Source organism: Roseovarius sp. E0-M6 (genome assembly GCF_037083845.1).
Taxonomy (GTDB): Bacteria; Pseudomonadota; Alphaproteobacteria; order Rhodobacterales; family Rhodobacteraceae; genus Roseovarius.
Genome location: NZ_JBAPLA010000001.1, coordinates 1,208,131 through 1,234,280 on the forward strand (window position 1 = coordinate 1,208,131; position 26,150 = coordinate 1,234,280).

Annotated in this window: 27 protein-coding genes and 1 tRNA gene; 12 read left to right on the forward strand and 16 right to left on the reverse strand. The window is 63.0% G+C overall.

What is annotated here, in order from left to right:
* Window positions 1-3 precede the first annotated feature (3 nt).
* Genes hisF through V8359_RS05765 form a run of 3 tightly spaced genes read left to right on the forward strand, consistent with a single transcriptional unit; the run spans window position 4 to window position 1,366 of the window.
* On the forward strand, window positions 4-768 hold the full coding sequence (gene hisF, locus V8359_RS05755) for an imidazole glycerol phosphate synthase subunit HisF (RefSeq protein WP_336427774.1): 765 nt from the start codon (window positions 4-6) through the stop codon (window positions 766-768).
* Window positions 765-1,076: a phosphoribosyl-ATP diphosphatase gene (locus tag V8359_RS05760; RefSeq protein ID WP_336427775.1), complete on the forward strand. Its 312-nt coding sequence runs from the start codon at window positions 765-767 to the stop codon at window positions 1,074-1,076. The genes hisF and V8359_RS05760 overlap by 4 nt, the downstream gene beginning before the upstream one ends.
* On the forward strand, window positions 1,073-1,366 hold the full coding sequence (locus tag V8359_RS05765; protein WP_336427776.1) for a Dabb family protein: 294 nt from the start codon (window positions 1,073-1,075) through the stop codon (window positions 1,364-1,366). The genes V8359_RS05760 and V8359_RS05765 overlap by 4 nt, the downstream gene beginning before the upstream one ends.
* Window positions 1,367-1,415: 49 nt before the next feature.
* Here V8359_RS05765 and V8359_RS05770 read toward each other — a convergent pair whose 3' ends face one another.
* From V8359_RS05770 to rlmB, 5 genes are all read right to left on the reverse strand, one after another.
* Window positions 1,416-1,607: a YgaP family membrane protein gene (locus tag V8359_RS05770; protein ID WP_336427777.1), complete on the reverse strand. Its 192-nt coding sequence runs from the start codon at window positions 1,605-1,607 to the stop codon at window positions 1,416-1,418.
* Between the two features lie 70 nt (window positions 1,608-1,677).
* The gene (locus V8359_RS05775) at window positions 1,678-2,280 is read right to left on the reverse strand and encodes a Crp/Fnr family transcriptional regulator (RefSeq protein WP_336427778.1); all 603 of its coding nucleotides are present in this window, start codon (window positions 2,278-2,280) and stop codon (window positions 1,678-1,680) included.
* Window positions 2,281-2,349: 69 nt separating this feature from the next.
* A complete protein-coding gene (locus V8359_RS05780; protein WP_336427779.1) occupies window positions 2,350-2,823 on the reverse strand; it encodes a CoA-binding protein in 474 nt (157 codons plus the stop codon).
* A 257-nt stretch (window positions 2,824-3,080) separates the two neighbouring features.
* Window positions 3,081-3,281 (reverse strand): hypothetical protein, encoded by a 201-nt coding sequence (locus V8359_RS19305; RefSeq protein WP_442970318.1) that lies wholly within the window; start codon window positions 3,279-3,281, stop codon window positions 3,081-3,083.
* A gap of 135 nt (window positions 3,282-3,416) precedes the next feature.
* A complete protein-coding gene (rlmB, locus tag V8359_RS05790; protein WP_336427782.1) occupies window positions 3,417-4,199 on the reverse strand; it encodes a 23S rRNA (guanosine(2251)-2'-O)-methyltransferase RlmB in 783 nt (260 codons plus the stop codon).
* Window positions 4,200-4,327: 128 nt separating this feature from the next.
* On the opposite strand from rlmB, the gene V8359_RS05795 reads away from it, so the two are divergent.
* Window positions 4,328-4,411 (forward strand) — tRNA-Tyr (locus V8359_RS05795).
* 123 nt (window positions 4,412-4,534) lie between these two features.
* Here the strand turns inward: V8359_RS05795 and V8359_RS05800 are convergent.
* The 7 genes from V8359_RS05800 to V8359_RS05830 are packed head-to-tail and all read right to left on the reverse strand — an operon-like array spanning window position 4,535 to window position 11,851.
* Window positions 4,535-5,845, reverse strand: a complete 1,311-nt coding sequence (locus tag V8359_RS05800) for an aspartate aminotransferase family protein (RefSeq protein WP_336427783.1) — start codon at window positions 5,843-5,845, stop codon at window positions 4,535-4,537.
* A 2-nt stretch (window positions 5,846-5,847) separates the two neighbouring features.
* Window positions 5,848-6,486 carry an isochorismatase family cysteine hydrolase gene (locus V8359_RS05805; RefSeq protein WP_336427784.1) on the reverse strand — a complete coding sequence of 213 codons (639 nt, stop codon included), beginning with the start codon at window positions 6,484-6,486 and terminating at the stop codon, window positions 5,848-5,850.
* A complete protein-coding gene (locus V8359_RS05810) occupies window positions 6,483-7,265 on the reverse strand; it encodes an N-formylglutamate amidohydrolase (protein ID WP_336427785.1) in 783 nt (260 codons plus the stop codon). Before V8359_RS05810 ends, V8359_RS05805 begins: the two co-directional genes overlap by 4 nt.
* Window positions 7,262-8,155 carry a branched-chain amino acid ABC transporter permease gene (locus V8359_RS05815; protein WP_336427787.1) on the reverse strand — a complete coding sequence of 298 codons (894 nt, stop codon included), beginning with the start codon at window positions 8,153-8,155 and terminating at the stop codon, window positions 7,262-7,264. Before V8359_RS05815 ends, V8359_RS05810 begins: the two co-directional genes overlap by 4 nt.
* Window positions 8,155-8,868 carry an ABC transporter ATP-binding protein gene (locus tag V8359_RS05820; protein ID WP_336427788.1) on the reverse strand — a complete coding sequence of 238 codons (714 nt, stop codon included), beginning with the start codon at window positions 8,866-8,868 and terminating at the stop codon, window positions 8,155-8,157. Before V8359_RS05820 ends, V8359_RS05815 begins: the two co-directional genes overlap by 1 nt.
* Before the next feature lie 13 nt (window positions 8,869-8,881).
* Window positions 8,882-10,033 (reverse strand): ABC transporter substrate-binding protein, encoded by a 1,152-nt coding sequence (locus V8359_RS05825; RefSeq protein WP_336427789.1) that lies wholly within the window; start codon window positions 10,031-10,033, stop codon window positions 8,882-8,884.
* A 36-nt stretch (window positions 10,034-10,069) separates the two neighbouring features.
* Window positions 10,070-11,851: a branched-chain amino acid ABC transporter ATP-binding protein/permease gene (locus V8359_RS05830; RefSeq protein WP_336427790.1), complete on the reverse strand. Its 1,782-nt coding sequence runs from the start codon at window positions 11,849-11,851 to the stop codon at window positions 10,070-10,072.
* 118 nt (window positions 11,852-11,969) lie between these two features.
* On the opposite strand from V8359_RS05830, the gene V8359_RS05835 reads away from it, so the two are divergent.
* From V8359_RS05835 to V8359_RS05850, 4 genes are all read left to right on the forward strand, one after another.
* Window positions 11,970-12,824, forward strand: coding sequence for a MurR/RpiR family transcriptional regulator (locus V8359_RS05835; protein WP_336427791.1), 855 nt, complete (start codon window positions 11,970-11,972; stop codon window positions 12,822-12,824).
* A complete protein-coding gene (locus V8359_RS05840; RefSeq protein ID WP_336427792.1) occupies window positions 12,814-14,127 on the forward strand; it encodes a glutamine synthetase family protein in 1,314 nt (437 codons plus the stop codon). The genes V8359_RS05835 and V8359_RS05840 overlap by 11 nt, the downstream gene beginning before the upstream one ends.
* Before the next feature lie 32 nt (window positions 14,128-14,159).
* A complete protein-coding gene (locus tag V8359_RS05845) occupies window positions 14,160-17,189 on the forward strand; it encodes an aminotransferase class III-fold pyridoxal phosphate-dependent enzyme (protein ID WP_336427793.1) in 3,030 nt (1,009 codons plus the stop codon).
* A 142-nt stretch (window positions 17,190-17,331) separates the two neighbouring features.
* A complete protein-coding gene (locus V8359_RS05850; RefSeq protein ID WP_336427794.1) occupies window positions 17,332-18,276 on the forward strand; it encodes a LysR family transcriptional regulator in 945 nt (314 codons plus the stop codon).
* Window positions 18,277-18,314: 38 nt separating this feature from the next.
* Here V8359_RS05850 and V8359_RS05855 read toward each other — a convergent pair whose 3' ends face one another.
* Entirely contained in the window at window positions 18,315-19,352 is a 1,038-nt protein-coding gene (locus V8359_RS05855; protein WP_336427795.1) for an AI-2E family transporter, read from the reverse strand.
* 181 nt (window positions 19,353-19,533) lie between these two features.
* Window positions 19,534-20,604, reverse strand: coding sequence for a zinc ABC transporter substrate-binding protein (locus V8359_RS05860; protein ID WP_336427796.1), 1,071 nt, complete (start codon window positions 20,602-20,604; stop codon window positions 19,534-19,536).
* A 104-nt stretch (window positions 20,605-20,708) separates the two neighbouring features.
* On the opposite strand from V8359_RS05860, the gene V8359_RS05865 reads away from it, so the two are divergent.
* The 3 genes from V8359_RS05865 to V8359_RS05875 are packed head-to-tail and all read left to right on the forward strand — an operon-like array spanning window position 20,709 to window position 22,793.
* Complete coding sequence (locus V8359_RS05865; protein ID WP_336427797.1) at window positions 20,709-21,197, forward strand: transcriptional repressor; 489 nt, start codon at window positions 20,709-20,711, stop codon at window positions 21,195-21,197.
* A complete protein-coding gene (locus tag V8359_RS05870; RefSeq protein WP_442970319.1) occupies window positions 21,194-22,000 on the forward strand; it encodes an ATP-binding cassette domain-containing protein in 807 nt (268 codons plus the stop codon). The genes V8359_RS05865 and V8359_RS05870 overlap by 4 nt, the downstream gene beginning before the upstream one ends.
* Window positions 21,987-22,793 (forward strand): iron chelate uptake ABC transporter family permease subunit, encoded by an 807-nt coding sequence (locus V8359_RS05875; RefSeq protein ID WP_336427798.1) that lies wholly within the window; start codon window positions 21,987-21,989, stop codon window positions 22,791-22,793. The genes V8359_RS05870 and V8359_RS05875 overlap by 14 nt, the downstream gene beginning before the upstream one ends.
* 45 nt (window positions 22,794-22,838) lie before the next feature.
* Here V8359_RS05875 and V8359_RS05880 read toward each other — a convergent pair whose 3' ends face one another.
* Together V8359_RS05880 and V8359_RS05885 are read right to left on the reverse strand one after the other, a co-directional pair.
* The gene (locus V8359_RS05880; protein WP_336427799.1) at window positions 22,839-23,603 is read right to left on the reverse strand and encodes a class II aldolase and adducin N-terminal domain-containing protein; all 765 of its coding nucleotides are present in this window, start codon (window positions 23,601-23,603) and stop codon (window positions 22,839-22,841) included.
* Between the two features lie 41 nt (window positions 23,604-23,644).
* Window positions 23,645-24,946: an aminotransferase class III-fold pyridoxal phosphate-dependent enzyme gene (locus tag V8359_RS05885; protein ID WP_336427800.1), complete on the reverse strand. Its 1,302-nt coding sequence runs from the start codon at window positions 24,944-24,946 to the stop codon at window positions 23,645-23,647.
* A 555-nt stretch (window positions 24,947-25,501) separates the two neighbouring features.
* Here V8359_RS05885 and V8359_RS05890 point away from each other — a divergent pair.
* Window positions 25,502-25,810, forward strand: coding sequence for a hypothetical protein (locus V8359_RS05890; protein ID WP_336427801.1), 309 nt, complete (start codon window positions 25,502-25,504; stop codon window positions 25,808-25,810).
* The last annotated feature ends 340 nt before the right edge of the window (window positions 25,811-26,150 follow it).

A 26,150-nucleotide genomic window follows, 5' to 3' on the forward strand; every position in this document is an offset into this window, starting at 1 on the left:
AATATGCTCAAGACCCGTATCATTCCCTGTCTCGATGTCGCCGATGGCCGCGTGGTCAAGGGCGTGAATTTCGTAGGCCTGCGCGACGCGGGCGACCCGGTCGATGCCGCGCGCGCCTATGACGCGGCAGGCGCGGATGAGCTGTGTTTCCTCGATATCCACGCCACGCATGAGAACAGGGGCACCATGTTCGACGTGGTGCGCCGCACCGCCGAACACTGCTACATCCCGCTCACGGTGGGCGGCGGCGTGCGCACCCCCGAGGACGTGCGCAACCTTCTTCTTTCAGGGGCCGACAAGGTCAGTTTCAACTCGGCCGCCGTGGCCGACCCGGATGTGGTGCGCCGCGCCTCCGATCAGTTTGGATCGCAATGCATCGTCGTGGCCATCGACGCCAAGACCGTGGGCCCCGGCAAATGGGAAATCTTCACCCATGGCGGACGCAAACCCACCGGCATCGACGCGGTTGAATTCGCGCAGCTGGTCGCCTCCAAGGGCGCGGGCGAGATCCTGCTCACCTCGATGGATCGCGATGGCACGCGCGCGGGCTTCAACCTGCCGCTCACCCGCGCCATCTCGGATGCCGTGGACGTGCCGGTGATCGCCTCGGGCGGGGTCGGCACGCTGGATCACCTTGTCGATGGCGTCCTCCAAGGCGGCGCATCGGCGGTGCTCGCGGCCTCCATCTTTCACTTCGGCGATCACACCATTGCCGAGGCCAAGGCACACATGGCCGCAGCAGGCATACCGATGAGGACAGGCGCATGACACTGGAAGAACTGGCCGAAATCGTCGCCACCCGCGCCGCCGCCTCCCCCGACGAAAGCTGGACGGCACGGCTCATGGCCAAGGGTCCCGAGAAATGCGCCGAGAAGTTCGGTGAAGAGGCCGTGGAGGCGATCATCGAGGCGGTCAAGGACGACCGCACGCGCCTGACATCCGAGGCCGCGGATGTGCTCTATCACCTTCTCGTCATGCTGCAATCGCGCGATGTCGCGCTGTCGGACGTCATGGCCGAACTCAAGGCGCGCCAGCACAAGACAGGACTTCAGGAAAAGGCCGACCGACCGACATGATCCGCCATATCGTTTTTTTCAGCGCCTCAGACCCGAAGGACGTGGAGACCATCCGCGAGGGCCTGATGATGCTCAGCGAAATTCCCCATGCACAGCATTTCGAAGTCGGTCAGAACCTGCGCAGCGACACCATCACCGGCCCACAGGTCGACGTGGTGGTCTATGCCGAATTCGAGGACGAAACCGCGCTTGCCGCCTACAAGGCCCACCCGGTCTACGAGGCCTGCATCGCCCGTGTCCGCCCACTGCGCGAACTGCGCATAGCGGCCGATTTCAAGGCCACGAACTGACCGAAGGGGCGCTGTAGCTTTGCCCACCGCCCCCGCGGTCAGCGGTTTGTCACGACCGGACCCGACAGGTGCGTAGTCCCAGCACCGAATAGATCGGGCACGTCCCCACAAGCCCGGTCACCAAGGGCACAATGCCGATCAACCCCCAAAGGGTCTGTGGGCCAACAAACACCAGCGCCAAAAGCACGATCCCCACGATCACGCGCAGCACACGGTCCACCGTTCCTTCGTTCCTTGTCATCTCGGACACTCCTTCTTGGTTAAGATGCCCGAAGGATAGCAAAGGCGCCGGCCATGACACGGTGACAGAGTCACCGTTCGTCTGTGGCAATCCGTTGCAGGGTGGCACTTTGCAGGATCGCGATGCCACCGCTGTTGCGCTGTTCAACCAGTCCGCGCCGCGCAAACTCGGTCAGGCGCCGCGTCACATAGGCCCGCCCCGAGGCCGTCTCCGCCGCCAGAGCCGCGTGAGTGGCCTCGACCATCCCCGCCTCGTCCGCCAGCCGCAACAAAACCCTGGCCAGCCGCGCGTCGAAGGCGGTCAGGGCCACATCCTCGATCAACTGCTGGTATTCTCCGAACCGTGTCGCAACCGACCCAAGCACTTGCTCGCGAAAGGCGCGATCCTCCTCGAGACGGCTCTGGAACTGGCTGGCGGGGATCATCTCACCGTCCAGATCGGTTTCGGCGATGCCCTCGGCCCCATAGGTGCGCCCCTCCACAAGACAGGCGAACGTCTGCAAGCACACCTCGCCGGGGCGCACCCGGTAAAGCACCACCTCGCGCCCGCTGCTGCCCGACAGCGTGACGCGGATCGTCCCGGAACTCAGCACGATATAACCCGGACACGGCTCACCCGGGCTGAAAAGAATGCGGCCTTTCGTTGCCGCAAATTTACGGATCATGCGCATCATGAACACTCCCTCACTGGCCCATGTATCACGAAAAAGCCGCTTTGCGTCCGCCGCAATAGAAGGCCGCGTTCACAGTCTGGACGAAATGACGCCGGTGTTGAACCCGCCCATGCGCAACTCCCCGTGAAGCCGTTGATATTCAATCTTGGGACACCGGTTCATGATCACGTCCATGCCCCGCGCCCGCGCCTGTTCCGCAGCCGCCCGATGTTCCACCCCGATCTGCATCCAGATGGTCTTGAGGCTTGGAAATGCACCAAGTGCCGCGTCCACGATATCCGGCACATGCTCGGACCGGCGAAAGATGTCGACCATGTCGATCTCTGCCTTGATGTCGTTCAGGCTCGCATGCACCAACCGCCCAAAAAGCTCGGATCCCGCATGGCCCGGATTGACCGGAAAAATCTCATAGCCCTTGAGGCTCAGATACCGCGCCACGTAATAGCTCGGACGCACCGGATTGGCCGACACGCCAACCACCGCGATCCGTTTGGTCCGGCTCAGGATACCGCGCAGATACGCGTCGTCATACTCTTCGCCCATGCTTCGCTCCTTCAAGACACGCGGCTTGCTACGCGGCTATGTCGCAAAATTTTCCACGCGCGCCCAGCACAAAAAAAAGCGCCCAAGGAAACCTTGGGCGCAGTCACGGAACGAGGGACAGTGAAGGAAACACAGGCGTTCCGGGCCTGCGCTTCTGAGTCTTATGTAAGTCTTGGAACCAACTTAAAAAGAGCTTGTAATAGACGTGTGAACATCGCGTTAAGCTACACCTGAACGGTTTTTAACTCATTGTTTTTTCAATCAAAAATATCTTCCATTTCGTCCCACACCTCTTCCAGCGCCTTTGAGAACATCCGCATCGGCGAAAATTTGCGCACATGTTTGGGCTTTTTTCCACGCCGCGGTGCGGATTTGCGATGTGATGAACGGGGGGCCGGTCGCGCCGACGCAGCCTTCGGAGCAGGCTTGGCGGCACTTTCGGCCTTGCGCACCGGCATGGCTTTCATCTCGTGAAGCGGCGCGCCACAGGCCACACAGCTCAACTCGTGCCGCCCGGACTCAGTCAGAACCAGCGCGGCGCGCGTCCCGCAATAACAACATGTCGCGATCTTGGTGGCCATCAAACACCTGAATTACCTCTGCAAAGACGCATATAGGGAGACCGCCGCCGCATTTGAAACGTTGAGAGACCCAAACGCGCCAGAAAACGGGATTTTGACCAATCTGTCGCAGGTTTCGCGCGTCTTTTGCCGCAATCCCGGCCCTTCCGCCCCAAGCACAAGCGCCACGGGACGATCGCGCATCCCCTCAAGTGCGGCTTCGACCGTCACCTCCGCCTCGCCCGCAAGGCCAAGCGCCAGAAACCCCATGGCTTGCACCTCGGCGATCGCATCCGACAGGTTGCGCACCCTAAGATAGGGTTGCCGCTCAAGCGCGCCGCTCGCCGTCTTGGCCAGCGCCCCGGTCTCGGGCGCCGAATGATGGCGCGGCGCGATGACCGCCTGCGCGCCGAACACCTCGGCCGACCGCAGGATGGCGCCCACGTTATGCGGGTCCGTCACACGGTCGAGCATCACAAGTCGCGGTGCGCCTCCGGTATCGCGAAGGCACACATCCTCGAGGCTGCCCCAGTTCAGTGGCCTCACCTCAAGCGCCGCCCCCTGATGCACCGAATTGGGATCAAGCGGCGCGGGAAACTTGCGCGCATCGGCCATTTCCGGCGTGATCCCGGCGTCCGAAATCGCCTCGGAAAGCTTGTCGGCGGCATTCTTGGTCACGATCAGACGCAGCTTTTCACGCCGCGGGTTGACCAGCGCATCACGCACCGCATGCAACCCGAAAAGCCACACGGTTTCGTCCGCCGCGGCCTTCTTGGCCTGCTCCTTGTCGATCACCCAGCGTGGTTTCTTGGTCATGGTTCACCCCTTCCAAGGCATCACCCCTCCTTGCGGCTCCACGCCCCCTTCCGCAAGCGATTTTCCTATTGACGGTCCCCGGTGGCAACGGTAATCACCCGCCACGTCCGGTTCAGACCCGGGCAAGTGGGCGACAGGCCGCAAGGTGTGGCAGGGGACTGTAACTCCCTCGCGGAGACGCACGCTAGGTTCGATTCCTAGGTCGCCCACCAACCGCTTCCCTCGGGTATATAATCGACAGCCTTTGGCCACCCTCCAGCTCCAGCCGTTTCCATGAAACGACAGGAGACACGACGAGCAGCCCACTGGTTTTTCACGAAAAAATCGCGATGCCCCTACCAGCCGGCAAACTCCGCAAGCTTGGCCTCATCAACCTTGCCATCTCGTGCGTCGCGTATCGCCTGTCCGATGATCGAACAGCCCTCCTGCGCCTCGTCCTCGCTCAGGATGAGCGGCGGAGTGAGTTCAATGACGTTCGACGACATGCCGACGTAATAGAACACCGCGCCCAACTCCCACGCGCGATAAACCACCTTGCGCGCCAGATCGGCGGCGGGCGTCTTGGCCTCGTCCTCGATCAGTTCGACCCCGATGGCCAACCCCCGGCCCCGGACATCGCCGATCTGCGGCAATTCCCCCGAAAGCTCGCGCAGCCCAGTCATGAAAACGTCACCCATCCGCGCCGCATGCGCGGCAAGCCCCTCGGTCCGCATCGTATCAAGAACCGCCTTCGCGGCACTGGCACAGACCGGGTTGCCGTGAAGTGTCTGCATGGAAAAGGACTGCGCGAAATCGAGTATCCGCGCCGGACCAACCACCGCCGACACAGGTAATCCGCCACCAAGACCCTTGCCAAAGACGACAAGGTCCGGTGTGAACCCCTCATGCTCGAAACAATGCATGGCCCCTGTGCGCGCCAATCCCACCTTGACCTCGTCGCATACGGTCAGAATGCCGAACTCGGCACAAAGCGCCGCAAGCTTGGCCATGAACCCCTCGGAGGGCACGATCAGACCGCCATCGGCCTGAATGGGTTCGATGAAAAACGCCGCCACCTCCGCGCCCGGGCAATCCCCCTCAAGACGCGCGCGGATTTGCTCCAGCACGGCCTCCCCGCTCGCGTCGCCGTCATGGGGTCGATACGGGTCGGGATAGGGCACCAATGTCAGGTGCTCGGATTTCTCCACCCCCTCCTGCGCCGAATGTCCGGAAATCTCCATCGAAGCTTGTGAGCCACCGTGGTAGGCCCCCTCAAAAGCCATGATACGCTTGCGCCCGGTCGCCGCCGTCACCGCGCGCAACGCCGTTTCATTCGCGTCCGACCCCGAATGCCCAAGCCAGACACGCCGATCGTCCCCTCCGGGCGTGATCTTCAAAAGCGTCTCGGCCAGGTCCACCGCCGCCACGTTCGTAGTGGACAAAAGTGTGGCTCCCGCCTGATTTTCAACCGCGCGAGATACGGCCTCACAAAGCGCGGGATGCCCATATCCGAGGCTCGCCGCCCCCCAGCCCGCCGACAGGTCCAAAAGACGCCGGCCCCCCTCTTCGATCAGATAGGTTCCCGTCCCCCCGGTCAGCGCCACGGGAAAGAACCGCAGCTTTTCCAGACCCGAGATCACGGCACGGTCACGGTCGTAAAGTTGCATCGTCATCCTCCTTCAAGCTCGCGGATCAGGTCGTCACTCGTCATCTGGCGGCAGTATCCGTTGATCGTGCGCAGCGAATTATCATGCCGCTCCTGGCTGTAGGTCAGGCACGCATCGGTCACCTGCGTCACCAGATAACCAAGGTCACAGGCATCGCGAATGGCGCTTTCGACACATTGATCCGTGATCAGCCCGCTGATGATCACCTGCCGCACACCCAGATTGCGTAAAATGTAATCGATATGGGTCGAAACAAAGACCGAGGACGAGGATTTGGGCAAGACGATTTCGTCACCCTCTGGCGCGATCTGGTCAATGACCTGTCCGTCCCAGGACCCCTTGGGCACGTTGAAACCCGTGATCTTGTAATCAAGGCTCCGGTCGCGGCCATCAAGTGTCAGGCTCTCGATACAGGTATACATGACCTCCACGCCGGCCTTGCGCGCGGCGGCCTGAATCCGCTGCATAGCGGGGATCACATCCCCCTCCAGCCGTTCGAAATACCATTCGTATGGCTTGAACTCCTCCGCCGTCAGACCCTTGAATTCCGCCCCGTCGCGATTGGCGCTGAAATTCTGTACATCGACGAAAAGAAGCGCGGCGTCGCGCGGCTTGATCGGCACCTCTCGGGTGAGTGTCATGTCAGTGTCTCCATGAATTGCGTGATGATCCGGGTCAGGCGGTCAGCCCAGAGCCTCTGTCCGGCCTCGCCCGAGATCAGGTCGTTGCGTATTTCGATCAGGCTATGTGCGACGCCCCGCGCCTCACCGTGGCACGGCACGAACCAGTCGGAGTCGTCCTCGATCTGGTAGGGCTGATTGAGCCCGATGATCAGGTCAGGCGCCTCGCGCCCAAGCGCCTCGGCCAGTCGCGGTGATGTCTCATCGTCATGGCGAAAAAGGAACCCGACATCCCACGCCCGCTGCACCCCGCCAAATACGGGGGTAAAGCTGTGAATGGCAAAGATCGCCTTGCGCGGATGCTTCTCGAAAAGCCGGTCCACCTCGGCGTGGTAGGGCCGAAAGATTTCAAGCTCCCGCACGCGCCGTTCTGCGGTGGTCAGGTCACGGTTGCCCGGCACTTCGATCCCGTCGCTCACCTCGGGCATGGCGTCGGGCGCTTCGGGCGGGCGGTTACAGTCCGTCACCAGACGGCTATAGCGTTGCAACACCAGCGGCGCCTCAAGCGCGCGCGCCATGCGCCGCGCCACCGCCGCCGCCCCGATATCCCAACCGACATGCTTGTCGATATCCCCGGGTCGCAACCCAAGATCCCCCAATTGTTCAGGCACCGCCTTGCCGCCATGCTCACAGATCAGAAGAACGGGCGATCGGCTCTCGGCATTGAAAAGCTCCACCGGCTCGGGATCGTTCGGTCCAAGAAGCGCCGCATTCCCATCCTGCGCCGCCACCCCGCTCATACTTTGATCGCGCCCAGAACGCGCGACGGAACAAGGCCATTGGGCCGCACCAACAGGATCAGCACCACGATGCTAAGCCCGATCGGATCACGAAACTCCTGCATGTGCTGCGGAAGGAACGCCGCCAGATAGACCTCGATGAAGCCAAGGGCAAAACCTCCGGCAACGGCCCCCCGAAGGCTCCCCAACCCGCCGAGAATGGCCGCAATGAACGCCTTGAGCACAGGGGTGAAGCCCATCAGCGGATCGACCGACGCGCGCTGACTGACCCAAAGCACGGCGGCCACCCCGGCCAGCAGACCAGACAGGGCAAAGGCCCCGGCAATTACCGTATTGGCGCGGATGCCCATCAGGCGCGCCACCGCGAAATCCTCTGCCGCGGCGCGCATCGCGATCCCGGTCTTCTGCTTGCTCATGAACTGGTCAAGAAAGATCAGCATCACAACCGTCGCGGCGATGGCCACGATCTTGTTGACCCCGATGATGAGCCCGCCCACATGCACGCTCTCGGACAAGATCGCAGGCAAAAGCACGGCCTGCGACCGCGCTGAAATAAGGTTCTGGAACAGAACCTGAAGGATCATCGCCACCGCGAACGAGGTGATCAGCATGGTCGCCCCGGATCCGTTCCGCACCGGGCGAAACGCGATCCGCTCCATCGCGACGGCGGCTACCATCGCCGCCAGAATGGCCAACGGCACGGACACCGCGAACGGCAAACCCGCCGCCCCTGCATACATCAGCGTGTAACCCGAAATCGTCATCAACTCCCCATGCGCGAAGTTGATCAGGCCCATGATCGAAAACACAACGGCCAACCCCAGCGCCAAAAGCGCATAGGTGCCCCCAAGGGCCAGCGCATTGGTCGTTTGCTGCAAGAATAGATCCATCAATCCGCTCCCAGATAGGCGGCCTGCAAATCGCCCGCCTCCGCCAGTTCGCGCGCCGTGCCGCGCGTCGTGATCTCTCCTCCCGACAGGACATAGCCCCGGTCGGCCACCTCAAGCGCCATACCCACGTTCTGTTCGACCACCACCAGCGTCACCCCCTGATCCCGCAGCAGCGCGATCAGGTCAAAGACCTGCTCGACGATCTTGGGCGCGAGGCCCAGTGACGGTTCGTCCAGAAGAAGAAGACGTGGTCCGCTCATCAACGCGCGCCCCACGGCCAGCATCTGTTGCTGCCCGCCCGACAAGGTGCCGGCGAACTGCGCGCGCCGCTCGTGCAGGATGGGGAAAAGGTCAAAGACCCGCTCCCACGCCGCACTGATTGCCGCCTTGTCGGTAATTCCATAGGCCCCCATCCGCAGGTTTTCCTCGACGGTTAGGGTGCCAAAGACGCGCCGCCCCTCGGGCGACAGCGTCATGCCCATCGGCGCGAGCCGTTCGGGCGCATGATCGGTGATGTCCTCACCATCGAAAACGACCCGCCCGCCGGCAACAGGGACAAGCCCCACCAGCGCGTTCAGGGTCGAGGACTTCCCGGCGCCATTGGCGCCGAGAAGTGTGACGATCTCGCCTTCGTTGATCTCGAAATCGACGCCGCGCACGGCTTCGACCGCGCCGTAACGCACCTGAAGCCCTGATACACTCAATAGCGGCATCACGAGACCTTCCTTACTGCATCCGCGGCGCGGGAATGAGATCGGGATCGGGCGTGGGCTGTGCCACCAGCTCGCGTTTACCGTCCTTCACCCGCACCAGCGACACTTCGCGCACCGGCATGCCGTTCGTGCCCTTGTAGGTAATGAGGCTCGTGGCGCCCTGCACGTTCTCAAGATTGGCAAGCGCATCACGCAGCTCCTGTGGATCGGTCGATCCGGCCGCTTCCACAGCCGCCTCCAGAACCTTGATCAGGTCATATCCCACGGCATTGAAGACCGTTTCCGGCGGCTTGTTGTAGCGCGCTTCGTATTTTTCGTTGAACGCTTCAAGTTCGCTACCTTCGGTCGGATGTCCCGCCGTGGTAAAGACCAGCCCCTCGGCCACCTCTCCCAGCGAAAAGGTCGTCGGGCTGTCGATCCCGTCCGACCCAATGATCTGGCTCTCCACACCGGCGGCACGCAGCGCCTTGATAAGTGACGGAAAGTCCGGCTCGTAAGCCGAGGTCATGATCACATCGGGCTGCGGATCAAGTGCTGCGATTCGCGTCGCGATGGCCGAGAAATCCTGCTGACCGATCGTATGCGTGTCCCGGCCCAGCATCTCGCCGCCCAGTTCCTCAAAGACATCCGCAAAGTAAAGCGGCATCGTCGTATACTGTGTATCGGGCGAATAGATGATGTATCCCGTCCGGTGGCCCTGATCCCAGGCCCAGCTTGCCGACACCGTTGCCTGAACGTTGTCGCCGGGGAAGTTGGCGAACATGTATTCGCCCCCGATTTCGGGCAGCGTGGGCGACGATGCACAAGTCGAAATCGCCGGTATCTGCGCCGAACTGACAATGCCGATCGCCGCCAGCGACGGATCCGCATCACATGGCAGGATGAGCGCGGACACACCCTGATCGGCCAGTTCCTGCACCGCGATCGAGGTTTGCGCGGCATCTGACCGCACATCTTTCTGGATGAGTTCGATCTTGGTGTCGCCGCCGATTCCGCCGGCGTCGTTGATCTCGTCCACCGCGATCATAACACCCTCCATCACGGGGGCATCGAATGGGGCAAGCGCGCCTGTCTGCGCGGTCGCCACTCCCACGGTCAGCGTCTCGGCCGCCGCCGGCAACGCCAGACCTGCGGCCATGGCTGTGGATATGAGTAGATGTTTCATTCCTTTGTCTCCCTGTTGGTTTGGTTACGTGTTTCTTCAGTGCTCTTTACCCGGCCCCAAATAGGCTTCGATCACCTGCGGGTCGCGGCGAATCTCCGCCGGACTCCCTTCTGCGATCATGTGCCCTTCGTTCAGCACCGCGATCCGGTCGCAGAGCTGGTTTATGAGATGCAAATCGTGATCGACCAATAGGATGCCGATCCCAAGATCACGGGTCAGTCCCCGCAATTGTTCCATAAGCGCCGCCGTCTCCTCGCGGTTCATCCCCGCCGCGGGCTCGTCCAGAAACAGGATCGACGGCTGACAGGCCAGCGCCCGCGCGATCTCGACCCGGCGCTGATCTCCGTAGGAGAGCGTGCCGGCATCCTCGGCGGCCTTCTCCGCAAGTCCCATCCGCGCGATGGCCCGGTGGGCCCGCGCCCGTGCGTCGTCGCCCCCCTTGGTCGAGAGCGCCGCCACCAATACGTTCTGATGCACGCTCAGGTCGCGAAAGAGACGGATGTTCTGGAACGTGCGCGCGATACCCCGGCTCGCCACCCGCGGAGAGCTGAGACCCGTCAGGTCCTCATCGCCCCGCATCACGCGCCCCTCGCTCGGGCTCAAGATGCCCGACAGCATGTTGAGATAGGTCGTCTTGCCCGATCCGTTCGGCCCGATCAGGCCGACGATCTCACCCGGTGCCACCGATAGCGAAACGTCATCCACCGCCGTCAGCCCACCGAACCGCATCGTCAGGTTCTTGGCCCTGAGAGTGGTATCTTCCTGAAGGCCGCGCAACTCGGGGCTCTCGGCCACGTCTGCGGAACTGTGGAACACGCGTTCCTCCCATTCCTTCTTGCCCGCCAGCCCATCGGCCTTGCGAAACATCGCAAAAAGGATGATCAGGCCGATCCCGATCTGCGCCGTGCCCAGAACCGGCGGCATGTCGAATCCCGCGATGGAAAACCCGCTTTCAAGCCTGCGCAGAAACTCGGTCACGAGGGTGATCACCACCGCGCCCGTGATCGCGCCGGTCACCGTGCTCATCCCGCCGACGATCAGCATCGCCAAAAGCAGGAACGTGTCTGGAAAATAGAATTTCTTGGCACTGAACGCGCCAAGGAAATGCGCCAGTAGCGCGCCCGCCAGCGCCATCACCGCCGCACTCAGCACCCAGGCAATCAGGCGCTCACGGCGGATATTAACCCCCACAGCACCCGCCGAGATCGCATCCTCCCGGCCCGCCCGCAAGCGCAGCCCCGAGATCGAATCCCGATAGAACCGCGCCACCAGTAGTGCGATGATACAGCCTATCGCGGCGGTCCAGACCCCGGTGTCGCGCGGCACCCCGAAGAACGATTGCGCACCGCGTGTCACATCGCGCCAACCGATGATCACACCGTGCACGATGATCAAAAGACCCAGTGTCGCGATCACCGCGGCCGATCCTTCCAGCCGCCCGATCGCCAGCCCGATAACCAGCGCGACAACAGCCGTGAACGCCACGGCGATGACCGTGGCCGACACAAGGTCAAGCTGCGTGGTCGCGAGCCAATCCGGCAACTTCGGAAGCGTCGCGGTCTTGAGCGGCACGGGCAAGGTCAGGATCGACGCCGCATAGGCCCCGATTCCCATGAACGCCACATGCCCAAAGCTCAGGATGCCGCTATTGCCGGTATAGATTCCGATCCCCACGACACCGATCAGCGAGATGAAGAAAACCGTCAGGATACGCTCGGATGCGGCGCCCACAGACTGCGCGACAAGCACGGCCCCCACACCCAGCACCAGAATGGCCAAACACGATGCGACGATGTGTAGACGTGGCGAAACGATCATAGGAATCTCCTCCCGGCAGTGCGCCAAAGGTTTGATATTTTTTTTCCATAGTCAATGTTTTTTGTTTTCTTGATAAATTATTTTCTTATACAATCCCCGGGAAAACCAAGGAGACCCCATGCAGGTGCTTGAACGAATCGCGGCGATCGAGCCCGAGTTGACCGCCGCCGAGCGCAAGCTGCGCACGGCGCTGCTGCTCGATTATCCGTTCGCCGGCCTCGACACGATTCAATCTCTCGCCGCCAAGACCCAGACCTCCTCGCCCACCATCTCGCGCTTCGTGACCAAACTGGGCTTCGGCGGATATCAGGAGTTTCAACGCCACCTCATAGAAGAGTTGAAAGAGGGCAATCGCTCGCCGCTCGACCTTCACGAGCGCGAGCGCCCCATGCAGGGCGAATTCCTCGATGATTTCGTGGCGCGCGCGGAAAACATCGTGCGCGCCTCCACGGCGGCCACCTCGCACGCACAGTTTGCCCGGATCACCGACATGCTCGCCGATCCCAAGCGCAGCATCCACGTGATCGGCGGCCGCATCAGCGACGCCATCGCCCTCTATCTCTCACGCCACTTGCGGCAGATGCGTCCAAACGTGTTCCACTTGCCCGCCGACACCGAAATCTGGCCCGAATACCTTCTGCGGATGCGCCCGCGGGATATTCTCTTCGTCGTCGATTTCCGCCGCTATCAGCCCAGCCTCACCGAGCTTGCACAACGTGCAAGCGAAGGACGCGGCGCAAAGGTGTTCCTGATGACCGACAAGTGGCTGTCGCCCGTGTCGCGCCACGCCAGCGAGGTGGTCGCCGCCCCCATCGACAGCGGCACCGTCTGGGACAGCTACTCCGGCGCCCTCGTTCTGGTCGAGGCTATGGTCACACGCATCGCCGAAGAGACATGGGACGACACGCGCAAACGCATCGAATCATGGGACGCAATGCGCCTCGACACCAAGGAGACCCCGAATGATACGTGACCCCCTGATCTTTGCCGCCATCTCGGAACTCACGGGCAAGATGCGCGGCAAGGCGTTCCCGGCATCACAGCTCGACAAGCGAACCGAAAGCGGTATCGGCTGGGTTCCCACCAACGCGCTCATCACCTGTTTCGACACCATCGCCGACACCCCCTTCGGCTCTCTGGGCGATCTGTCGATAATGCCCGACCGGGACGCCGCCTATACCGTCGATTTCGAGGATGGCACCCCACCCGAGCGATTCATCCTAAGCGATATCGCCACCCCGGAAGGCACACCATGGCAGGGCTGCACCCGTGGTGCCCTGCGGGGCGCGCTTGACCGGCTGCACGGCCTTACCGGGCTTACGCTCAACGCCGCGTTCGAACACGAATTCCAACTTCTGACCAATGCCCCGGCCATTGGCGAAGCCTTCAGCCTTCAGGGGTTCTCGCGCCGCCGCGCGCTTGGCGAAGCATTGGTTGCCGCCATGGCTCAGGCCGGTCTGCGCGAAGACACATTCCTCAAGGAATACGGCGCCGAACAGTTCGAAGTCACGGTCAAGCCCGCCCCCGGCCTTGCCTCCGCCGACATCGCCTCGGTCCTGCGCGAACTTGTGCACATGACGGCGCGCCGCCACGACGAAACCGCGACATTCTCGCCCATCATTGATCCTGCGGGCGTTGGCAACGGCGTGCATGTCCATATGAGTTTCCTCGACAATGCCGGTGCCCCCGCCACGCATGATCCCGACGGGCCCAGCGGCATGGCAGCCGTCACCGCTCAATTCATCGCCGGTATACTTGCCCATCTCGACGCGATCATCGCTTTTGCCGCACCCTCGGCGATTTCCTACACACGTCTCACCCCTCACCGCTGGAGCGCGGCCTTCAATAATCTCGGCTTCCGCGACCGCGAAGCGGCTGTGCGCATCTGCCCGGTGACAGGCTCCGATCCGCAAAGCATCGCGCGCCAGTACAATTTCGAGTTCCGCGCCGCCGATGCCACGGCATCCCCGCATCTGCTTCTGGCCGCCATCGTCCACGCAGGCTGTCAGGGGATCGAAGACGGTCTGCCCGCCCCCACCGCCACCGAGGAAGATCTGTCGCTTCTTTCCGACAAAGACCTTGGCGCGCGCGGCCTCAAACCCCTGCCCGGCGATCTGTCCACCGCACTGGACCGCCTTGACGCCAGCGATGTGTTGCGCGGCTGGTTTCCCGAAGGGTTGGTCGATATCTACCTTGCGCATAAACGGGGTGAGCTTGACCATGCCATGTCACTCTCCGACGAGGCGCGGCTGGCTGCTTACGCCACCATCTACTGACCGCGCAGACCGCGCAATCGCTTGAGGATACCATGATCGAATTCAAGGCAACGCCGCCCGCGCTCGCCAACAAAGACATGGCCGCGCTGGCCCGAACGCATTTCGGTCTCGAGGGTCGGCTCACGCCCCTCGCCTCCGAGCGCGATCAGAACGCCCGCCTTGTCACTGACAGCGGAGATTTCGTGCTCAAGATCGCCAACGCGGACGAAGACCCCGGCCATCTCGACATGCAGAACGCGGCGCTCGCCCATCTTCACGCGGCGGGGGCCGAGGGCACACCGCGCCTTGTGCCCACACTGTCCGGCGCGGCGACCGCCACCGTAGGCCATGACGGCTCGCATCACGCGCTTCGCCTCGTCACATGGCTTTCGGGCACCCCGCTCAGCGAAACGGCGCGCACCCCCGCACAGCTACACAGCCTCGGGGCCTTCATGGGCCGCATCTCCACCGGGCTTCAGGGTTTCGGTCACCCGGCGGCCTTCCGACCCGATTTCGTCTGGTCTCTCGATCATGTGGCAAAGCTGCGGCCCTGGACCGACGACATCGCTGAGGCCGACAACCGCGCCCGCGTGACAGCACTGTTTGACCGCTACGATGCTCAGGTCGCGCCGCGCCTTCCGGCCCTGCGCGCGTCGGTGCTGCATCAGGACGCCAACGACAACAACGTCATCGTCGACCCGGACGCGCCCAACCGCGTGACCGGCCTGATAGATTTCGGCGATATGGCCTTCGGGCGCACAGTCAACGAGCTTGCGATAACCCTCGCCTATGCGCTCCTCGGGGTCGAGGATATCTACACCGCCATGCGCGCGGTGATCGAGGGCTACACCTCTGAATTCGCCATATCCGCCGACGAGGCGGATCTCCTCTACGATCTTGCCCGCATGCGCCTCGCCGCCAGCGTCTGTATCTCCTCACATCAGATCAAGGCGCATCCCGGCAACGACTATCTCCTTGTCTCGCAGAAACCCGCCTTCGACCTGCTCGCGCGGCTCGACCGGATCGACCCAGAGTTCATGATCGCGCTCTGCCGCAAGGCCGCGGGGCACGATGCCATCGCCACCGCACCGGACATACGCGCCGACCTGTCCGCCCGCCCCGCCGCGCCGGTCTGCCCTCCCTCGCTCGCGCGCGCGGCCCGGATGCCCCTGCTGATGGACGACACCTATCCCGACATGCCCGCCTATTCCGACCGGGCCTTCGACGACTGGCTCGCGCGCCATCGCCCCGATGACCTGCCCGAGAATATCCCGTTCTACGGCTTCGGCCCCTATGGCGAGGTGCGCAGCGTCTACACGGCCGAGCAATTCGCCGACGCCGCCAGCCCCGAACGCCGCACCCGCCATATGGGCGTCGATGTCTTCGGCCCGGCCGGCACGCCGGTGCGCGCGCCCATCGACGGCACGGTGTGGCTCGCCACTTACAATGCCGATCCGCTCGATTACGGCCACCTGCTGATCCTCGAACACCAGACCGCCGAAGGCGCGCCCTTCTTCACGCTCTACGGCCACCTCGCCAAGGATACGACGGGGCTCGCCAAGCCCGGAACCCGGGTCCGTGCCGGTGACACGATCGCCCATTTCGGCGACTGGCACGAAAACGGTGGCTGGTCTCCGCACCTGCACTTTCAGGTCATGTCCTCCATGCTCTCCCAGACCGACAACTTCTTCGGCGTCGGCCATGACAGCCTGTGGGACGTGTGGTCGGATATCTGCCTCGATCCGGCACCGCTTCTGGGCCTCGCCCCCGAAACCTTCACCGCCGATCCCAACCCGCCCGACGCGCTGATAGAGCGCCGCGCCCGCAACCTGAGCCCCGCGCTCTCGGTCTCCTACCGCAACAAGCTCAAGATCGTGCGCGGCGACGGGCCCTACCTCATCGACCATACCGGGCGCGCCTTTCTCGACGGGGTGAACAACATCACCCATGTGGGCCATTGCCACCCGCATGTCTTAAACGCGCTTGCCGCGCAGGCGGCCACGCTCAACACCAACACCCGCTACCTGAGCGAACCGATCCTCGACTATTCCGAACGGCTCGCCGCGAAGCTCCCCGAGGGGCTCGACACGCTCTTCTTCGTCAATTCCGGCTCCGAGGCGAACGAGCTTGCCTTGCGCATCGCGCGCACGGCACTCGGGCGCAAGAATACCGTCGTGCTCGACTGGGCCTATCACGGCAATACCGGCGGCATGGTCGACGTGAGTCCCTACAAGTTCAAGCGCAAGGGCGGCTTCCCCAAGCCCGATTTCGTCGAGATCGCGGATTTCCCCGATCCCTTCCGCGGCACCCATCGCGGCATGACGCCCGAAGCGGCCACCGCCTATGCCGCCGATGTTGCCCGCTGCCTTGACGATATCGAGGCGGCCACCGGATCGGGCGCGGCAAGCTTCATCGCCGAATCCGTGTCAGGCGTCGGCGGTCAGGTTTTCTATCCGCCGGGCTATCTCAGGGCTGCCTACGCGCATGTCCGCGCACGCGGCGGGCTTTGCATCGCGGACGAGGTGCAATGCGGCTTCGGGCGCATGGGCGATGCGTTCTGGGCCTTCGAAACCCAAGGCGTCACCCCCGATATCGTGGTCATGGGCAAACCCATCGGCAACGGCCACCCCCTCGCCGCCGTCGCCACCACCCGCGCGCTGGCCGAGAAATTCAGAACGGGCATGGAATATTTCAACTCCTTCGGCGGGAACCCGGTGTCGATGGCGGTCGGCATGGCCGTGCTCGACGTGATCGAACGCGAAGGACTTCAGGAAAGCGCACGCGACACCGGCGCGTATCTCATGGACGGGTTGCACGATCTGGCCGCGCGCTATCCGTTGGCAGGTGACGTGCGCGGACGCGGTCTCTTCTGCGGCATCGAACTCGTGCATGACCCCGAGACGCGCGCCCCCGCCTCCGAGGCCGCCACCACCATCGTCAACGACCTGCGCGAACAAGGCGTGCTTCTCTCCACCGACGGCCCGGATGAAAACGTGCTCAAGTTCAAGCCGCCCATGGTCTTCGCCCGCCCCGAGGCCGACATCCTGCTCGGCGCGCTCGACGCGGCCTTTGCCCGGCTGTAATCTGCGGCGGCTCTTCGCGCCTTGCTCCGCGCGGGATGCGGCACAACCGTTACTCACCCCCCGCCCCGCGCTGCAACCCCGCCCTTGCGTCCGGCCCGCGTTCCGGCAAACGTGGAGCCGAATTCCTCACCAAGGCTCCGCAATGCCCCGTCTCTCACGCCGCCACCTGCCCTCTCTCGGATCGTTCGCCACGTTCGAAGTGGCCGCCCGCCATCTCAGCTTCACCGCCGCCGCGCGCGAGTTGAACGTGACGCAGGCGGCGGTCTCCCAACAGATTCGCGCGCTCGAGGAGGCGCTTGAAACCCGGCTCTTCCGGCGACAACCCGGCGGCCTCGAGATCACCGACGCGGGCGCCGGGCTCCTGCGCGCGGTCAGCGCCGGGCTCGATACCGTGACCGCCGGTGTCGCCGCGCTCCACCCGGCCCCCGACGACACGACCCCCATCACCATCGCTGCCACGATCGGTGTCGCCACCCACTGGGTCACCGCCCTCACCCGCGCATGGCAAAGACACGAGCCCGAAGCCCGCTTTGTCCTTCTCGCCTCCGATGAGGACGACCGCCTCCACCGCGCGCAGGGCGTGGACCTTGCCTTCATCTGCGGCAATGATCGCTCGAACGCGGGGGATGAGCTCTATTACCTCTTCCCCGAAATGGTCCAACCCGTGTGCAGCCCCGGTTTCCTTGCCGAACATGGCCCGTTCGATCCGGCGGAACGGCTCTTGGATCAGCCGCTCCTGCACCTGCATGACAGCCACTGGCACTCACGCGCAATCAACTGGCAACCCCTCACATGGGCCTCGTGGTTCGAGGCACAGGGCGTGGCCTACACGCAGCCCGTCCCGGCCCTTGAGACCAATTGCAACCCGATCCTGATCGACGCGGCCTGCCGCGGCGAAGGCGTGATCCTCGGCTGGCGGCACATCGTGGCCGATCAGGTGGCGCGCGGCGATCTTGTCGCGGCACACCCCTTCACTTTGCGGGTCGAGCGCGCGAATTTCCTCAAGGTCAACGCGCCCGACCGCCCCAACCTGCGCCGCTTTGTCGAGTTCGTTCTGGATGAAAGCCGCGCAATCGCCGAGGCGTGACATGATGACCGTGTCGGCGGGTTCCGATGCGCTCCACCTCAGAGCTTGCCGTTTACCGACAGCATGATCGCCAAGGGCCGCGTGGATCTGAATTCGGCCAGAACGATCACGAAGCTTGACGTCAGCGGCACCGCGAGAAGCGCCCCGGGCAAGCCCCAGAGCGCCGTCCAGAACGCAAGCGCCAACAACACCACCAGCGGCGAGAGGTTGAAGGTGCGGCCCATCATGCGCGGCTCAAGGTATGACGCGACAAAGGTTTGAAGAATGGTAAGCGTCACCAGCGTCGTCGCCGCCATGCTCAGCGTGCCGAACTGCGCAAGGCTGAGCAGCACCGGAAAGATCACCGCGATCAATGAGCCGACGTAAGGGATATAGTTCAGCACCCCGATCAGGATGGCCCAGACCAGCGCGAACTCGATACCAATGGCCAACAGCACGGCATAGGACAGCAAGCCGAGGATGATGTTGATCATCGTCTTGACCAAAAGGTAAGTGCCGATCCGGTCATTGATGCGAGTGATAAGAGCCAGTGCTTGCTCGTGCTGCGTGGCGTCGCGAATGGCAAGGCTGAACTTGTTGGCAAATTGTGTCCGCTCCGCGAACAGGAACGACGCATAGAGAACGATAAAGAAAAATGTGCTGCCAAAGCCGCGAAGATTGCTGAGGATCGTGGGAATCCATTCGGCCGTATTGATCTGGTTGATGGTTGCGTTCTGCACCGCGAGCCATGTTGGCTCCCCCTCGATTCCAAAGGTAACGGCGTAGCGCGCCACAAGCGCATCAAGGTTGTCCTCGTATCTCGGCATCGCCTCCAGAACCCGCGCAAGGCTGTTGGTGATGAACAGCCCAAGCACGAACAGCGCGACGGAAAACCCGGTCAACAGGATGAGCCGCAAAAGCCATCCGGGCGCATGCCGCAAGACCGGCAATTTCGCCAGCGACGTCGTCGCCTCCGAGAGCACGTAGATCGCGATGACAGCGGCAAGAACCGGCAACAGCACAGGCTTGCCGATCCAAAGCAGCCAGCCAAGCATAACCGCCAACACGGTAACATAAGTGAATGTTGAAAGTTTCATGGGTGAAAAAGAACAGATCACCGCAGGAAGTGCGAGACATTATAACGACTGCGCAACGATCTTGTGATCGCAGAGCCTGAAAACTGCGGACCAAGAGAGGCCGCTTCGGGCCACTGCGTTACCTCGGCCCAAGACGTCGGATCAGTCCGGTATCAAACAGCGAACGCGCGCCGCAAACCCCTCATGAGGCGCGACCCAGACATCCCGCCATGCGCGTGGCGATGTCGCGTATCAATGCCGGGTAAAGATCCGGCCCCGGCGCAAGTTCGACCCCCATCGGGTCCAGCGCCACCAACTCGGCGCCACTTGCCTCGGCCACAGTCTCGGCCAATCGCGCGCTGAACGCGGGCTCCACGAAGATACAGCGGATGCGCCCCTCCTTGACCACCTCGCGTATTTCTCCAAGCCGGGCGGGCCCCGGGGCCTGTGCATCACTCATCGCAATGGCCCCGGCGGCCGTGACATCGAAGGCGCGCTCGAAATACTGATACGCGTCATGCGACACGACGAACCCCACATCGCGATAAGGGCCAAGACCGGCCCGGGCGGCATCGCGGGCCTGCATCACCGCGGCCCGCGCACGCGCCAGATTGGCCTTGTAAACGTCGGCGTTTCCGGGGTCACGCGCAGTCAACTCCGCGGCAATCGCCTCCAGCCAGATCAGACCGTTCCCCGGATCAAGCCAGCCATGCGGATCGATACCATCGGCATGGCCATGCGCCTCTTCGTGCTCCTCCGCGTGATCATGTGCGTCATGCTCGGCGTGGTCGGCGTGGTCGTCATGCTCATCGTGGGTGTCATGCGTGTCGTGGCCGTCATCCTCGACATGCGCCTCGTCATGATGATCTTCATGTCCGTGATCATGGTGCGCAGTCTCGAAACCCGCCTCCCGCCGCAGCGGCCAGCGCGTTGTCCCCGCCACATCCATCAGCACAAGCACATCCGCCCCGGCGCCAAGTGTCTCGCGCGCGTCGGTCAGCCACGGGGTCAGGCCGGCCCCTACCTGAACGATCATATCTGCCTGCGTAAGCGCCGCCGCCCCGGACGGCTTGAGCCGCGTATCATGCGGCGATGCGCCTTGCGGGACAAGTTGGTGGGGCCTGCTGACCCCGTCGGTCAACGCCGCCACAAGGGATGTCACAGGCGCGACATCGGTCACGATGCGCGGCGCCTCCGCCCGAGCGGCACCCGTTATGCCCACCATGACGGAAACCGCGACAAACAGGCTGGAAAGGCGGGACAAACGGCGCATGAAGCCTCCAAGGATCAATTTGTGTCAGATATGTTCGAGGCGGGTTGATATATGATATAATATAACATATCAATCCCCTATTCACTCCTGACCCCGGATGACCCATGCGCCAACTGGCCTTCGACACACACGACCACCACAGATGCATCGCCGCCACCCTGAAAAGCGCCGAAACTCAGTGCGCAAAGGCCGGGCTGCACTTTACGCCTGTGCGCCGCCGCGTGCTGGAATTGCTGGCGACCGAGCATCGCGCCATGGGCGCCTACGAGCTTCTGGACCACCTGCGCGCCGAAGGTCTCGGCTCACAGCCGCCAGTGATCTACCGGGCGTTGGATTTCCTTGTTGGTCACGGCTTCGCCCACAAGCTTGAGCGCCTCAACGCTTTTGTCGCCTGTTGCCATCCGGGGGCGGACCATAGCCCCGCGTTCCTCATTTGCCGCAACTGTGACGCAGTGGCCGAGATCAGGGCCCAAGGCGCGCGCGCCCTATTGGGTGACGCGGCCCACGCGGCTGGCTTTGCTGTAGACCGTGCCGTGATCGAGGCGATGGGCACCTGCCCCGCCTGTCAGCAGGCATCGGACGCCCCGGCATGACGCCAAAGCCACTTACCTCCGCCGAAAACAAGACAACGGTGCTCACACGGATCACCGACATGACGGTGCGCCTCGGCGGGCGCGTCGTGCTCGACCGTATTTCGCTCACCCTGCACGCGGGTCAGATCACCACTATCGTCGGGCCCAACGGTTCGGGCAAATCGACGCTATTGCGCAGCCTGATCGGCGCCGTCACACCCGAAAAGGGGCGCATCGAACACGCACCGGGCCTTCGCGTAGGTTATGTGCCACAGCGGCTTCATATCGACCCGACCCTGCCACTCACCGTGGAGCGGTTTCTCTCGCTGCCCACTCGTGTGCCCGCCTCGGTGGCCCGCGCCGCACTGAACGAAGCAGGTGCAGGCGACCTTACCAATCGGCAGATGAGCGCGCTCTCCGGCGGTCAGTTTCAGCGCGTGCTGCTTGCGCGGGCCCTTCTTTGCAAACCACACATACTGATCCTCGACGAAGCGACCCAAGGCTTGGACCAACCGGGCTCCGCGGCGTTCTATCGCCGTATCGAAGAGGTGCGCGCGCGGCTCGGCTGCGCCGTCGTCATGGTCAGTCATGAGCTTCACGTGGTCATGGCCGCCTCGGACCGGGTGATCTGCCTCAACGGGCATGTCTGCTGCGAAGGCGCGCCGGAACAGGTGGCACAAGCGGCCGAATACCGCGCACTCTTCGGCACCGGCACCCAAGGCGCGCTGGCACTCTACCGTCACGAACACAGTCACAGCCACGACCATGCGCCGGGTTGCGATCACGGTCATGCCGAACAAGGAACGCCCCATGACTCTGCTTGACGATTTCCTGATCCGCGCGGCACTTGCGGGGGTCGGCGTGGGGGTGGCGGCGGCACCGCTGGGCTGTTTCGTGGTGTGGCGGCGCATGGCCTATTTCGGCGACGCTACGGCCCATGCCGCGATCCTCGGGGTGGCTCTCTCTCTGGCCTTTTCGTTGCCGGTCTTCGCCGGTGCGCTCGCCGTGGCGCTGATCATGGCGCTGGCGATCACGGCCCTCACCCAACGCGGCCATGCGATGGACACCCTGCTCGGCGTGATGGCGCATTCCGCGCTGGCGGTGGGCCTTGTCGCGGTCTCCTTCCTCGAAGGCGTGCGGATTGACCTGATGGCCTATCTCTTTGGTGACATCCTCGCGGTCAGCCGGACCGATATCGGGATCATCTGGGCCGGTGCCGTGCTCGTGCTCGGGCTATTGGCATGGCGGTGGCAGGCGCTGCTGACGGCCACGCTCAACGCCGATCTGGCCTATGCCGCGGGGCTCGATCCAAGGCGCGAAAGTCTTGTTCTGACCCTCACACTGGCGCTTGTCGTCGCAGTGTCTATCAAGGTCGTGGGCGTCCTCCTGATCGCCGCGATGCTGATCATCCCGCCCGCCGCGGCGCGCCCCTTCGCGGCCACACCCGAACGGATGGCCGTCGCGGCGGGGCTCATTGGTGCGCTCTCGGCGCTTGGCGGACTCGCGCTCTCGTTTCGGTTCGACACGCCCACTGGCCCGACCATCGTCTGTGCGGCCGCCGCCTTCTTCGTGGTGTCGATCATCTCACGCGGCTTGCGCGGCGCGCCCTCTGGCTGAGGGCTGCGACCGCGCCACTGGCCGCCACCCCGGGGCCTGTCCAGCTCAGGCCGCGTAATCCGAGCCTTCATCGTCAAGGATCGCGCGCAGTTCCGCGAAATGCGCCCCGGCCTGTCCGGGATAATCCTCAAGCTCTTGCGCGGTTTTCTCGGCCACGTCATCGGGCAACACCCGAAGCGGCTGCCCGGTCTGCAATGCCCGGATATAGGTCTCGGCGGCACGCTCGAAATAATAGAGCCGGTTGAACGTGTCGGCCACACTGTCACCAATCACCAGAACGCCGTGATTGCCCATGATCATCACCTTGACCTTCGGATCGCTCAGAAGCCCGGCACAGCGCGCGCCCTCGTTCTCGAAGGCCAGCCCGCCATAACCATCATCGATGACACAGCGGTTGAAAAAGGTCGCACAGTTCTGATCGATGGGCGGCAGGCGGCTGTCCTTCAGACTGGCCAGAACCGTCGCATGGATCGCATGCACATGCATGACACAGCGCGCATGCGGACACTGCCGGTGAACCGATCCATGAAGCCCCCACGCGGTCGGGTCCGGCGCACCGGGCTTCTCCATCGCCTCGGGGTCGTTTGCATCCAGCAAAAGCAGGTCCGACGCCTTGATCCGCGCAAAGTGCTTCTGATTGGGGTTCATCAGGAACTCGGTCCCGTCCTCGTTCACCGCAAGGCTGATATGGTTCGCCACGGCCTCGTGCATGTTCAGCCGCGCGGTCCAGCGGAACGCCGCGGCAAGATCGACCCGCTCGGGCCAATGGGTAATGTTGGCGACATCTTTAAGGTGGGGGGTAGTACTCATGTTCAGGTCTCCTTGTGTTGCGGTCGGGCACGGCATTTGCCTTACCCGATCACCTCCTTGAGGATGCTCTGCACCATCTCGATATGCGGCCGGTCGATGGTCAGCGGCGGCGACATCGCGACCGAATTGCCGATGGGCCGGATGCCCAGCCCCTTGTCCCACGCCGCCTGCGCCACCTGCGCGGCGGTCCGCTCGGACTTGGGGTCGAACTCGATCGCGCCAAGGATACCCATGTTGCGAATGTCGACCACATCGCGACCGTCTTTGAGCGAATGCAGCATATCCTCCCAAACCGGCATCATCTCGGCGGCGTTCTCGAAAATCCCCTCGTCGCGATAGACGTCGAGCGTGGCAAGCGCCGCCGCACAGGCCAGCGGATGCCCCGAATAGGTATAGCCATGGAACAGGTCCGGCATCGCCTCGGGACCGCTCAGAAACGCCTCGCGCACCTTTGAGGTGGTAAAGACGCCACCCATCGGCACCGTCGCATTGCTCATACCCTTGGCGGCGGTGAAGATATCGGGCGTCACGTCGAAATACTGGCTGGCAAAGGGCGTGCCCATCCGGCCAAAGCCCGTGATCACCTCGTCAAAGATCATCAGGATGCCATGTTCATCACAAATCTCGCGCAGGCGTTGCAGATACCCCTTGGGCGGCGGGAACACCCCGCCCGCGCCCGCCACCGGCTCCACGATCACGGCGGCGATGTTGTGCCCGCCATGGGTTTCGCAGATACCGGCCAGATCCTCGGCCAGATGCGCGCCATCCTCGGGCTGCCCGCGAGAAAAGCGGTTCTCCGGCAAAAGCGTGTGCCGCATGTGCAGCGCGTTGGGATAAAGCGTGCCGAACTGCCCCTTGTTAAGGCCGATACCGCCCACCGAAAGCCCACCGAAATTGATCCCGTGATAGGCTTTCTGACGCCCCACGAGGATGCGCCGCTGACCCTCGCCGCGATGGGTGTGATAGGCCAGCGCGATCTTGAGCGCGGTATCCACCGCCTCTGAGCCCGAATTGGTGAAAAAGACGTGATCGAACCCCGGCGCCAGCGCCACCATCCGGCTTGCCGTCTGAAAGGCGATGGGATGGCTCTGGTTGAACGAATGGGCGAAATCCATCTCGGCGGCCTGCTTTTGAATGGCCTCGACAATGCGCGGATGGCCATGCCCCGCGTTCGAACACCAAAGCCCGCCGGTGCCGTCCAGTATCTCGCGCCCCTCGGGCGTCGAGTAGAACAGTCCCTTGGCCTTGTTCACAAGCTTGGGCGCCTTCTTGAAGGTGCGCGAGGCCGTGAAGGGCATCCAGAAACTGTCGAGATCGTTGGGAATGGGACTCTGGTCATTCATGGCCGTGCGCTCCTGAAAAGGGGTGGATTCGCCGTCAGATTGGGCGAAGCCGCGGCGGGTTGCAAGGGCAAGGCGCCGCGGCCCGCGCGGCCCCATGACCCACACCCGCAACGGCACATCGCAATCGGCCACATCCGGCACGTGATATTTCTGACGCCCACACATGACAAAAGGTTTTCAGTCACCCGCCGCGCCGCATTGAGAGGATCGAACGACAGTGCGAGTGAAGGGAGTGCGCAACAGAGTAGGCTTTGGTCAAACTTATGTAACCCGGTGGATCGGGCCGGAACTGCCGTTCACATCGAAGGTCGCGTCCGCGACGGACCCACCTGCGTGCCTCGAGACTAAAATGGCAGAGCTTCGCCCCCTGCATTGGCGAACTTGTAGGCTGCGAATAGATCATCGCCTATGGCGACCTGAGCCTTCTGATCTGCGCGCTGCGTTGCGCGCGCCTATGCCTCATAAGGTTCTGAGCAAGCATTTTGATCCAGGCAGGGCTTTATCGCGTAACCCGGAATATAAATCGAAATTCAAGTTTAAGAGAGGACCAAGGAAATGCTCACCAACACTAGAAACAAAATTGCTTTCGCGTGGAACTTCATATTCGATCACGAAGTAAGCCCGCTTCGCAACATTCCTGATGTCGCAGTCCGGCATTACGCGTTGCAGGTTTTGGGCGCGATGTGGGCTGTGGCGGCGTCGGTCGCTATCGGCAGTTACACATTTTTTGCCGCGAGCTTGTTAGGGCATTCCGTTCTGATAGCGGCGGTGGCGATTACTGTAGGAACCCTAACAACCGCCGCGAAGAAACCCGATGTTTTCATGCGCATTTCAGGTCGCCGTCATGATGGTGAGCATGAATAGACTTTTTCAACCCTGTTAGCGGGGCCGACTACTTGGTGACAGCCTTCGTGGAAAGGGAATTGGTGCGATTCCTGACTGATATGCTCTTTTACTCTGGGCTCTAAGGAAAGGCGTCATCGCCGTAGGGTGGCCCTTTATGAAAGAGAGTAATGCGCTCTTCACGCCGGCTCGGTCACCTCGCAGGTGTGTGAAGGATGGGCCATACACGGGATTAGCCGTGTTTTGCCTAAATGTGCCTTCCCTACGCATAGCCGCCGTTGATGCCAGGTGCAGTGAACGGCCCTCCCTGACCTGCCCCCTCCCTGACCTGCCCTCAGCTTCCACATCCATAACCAAGGTC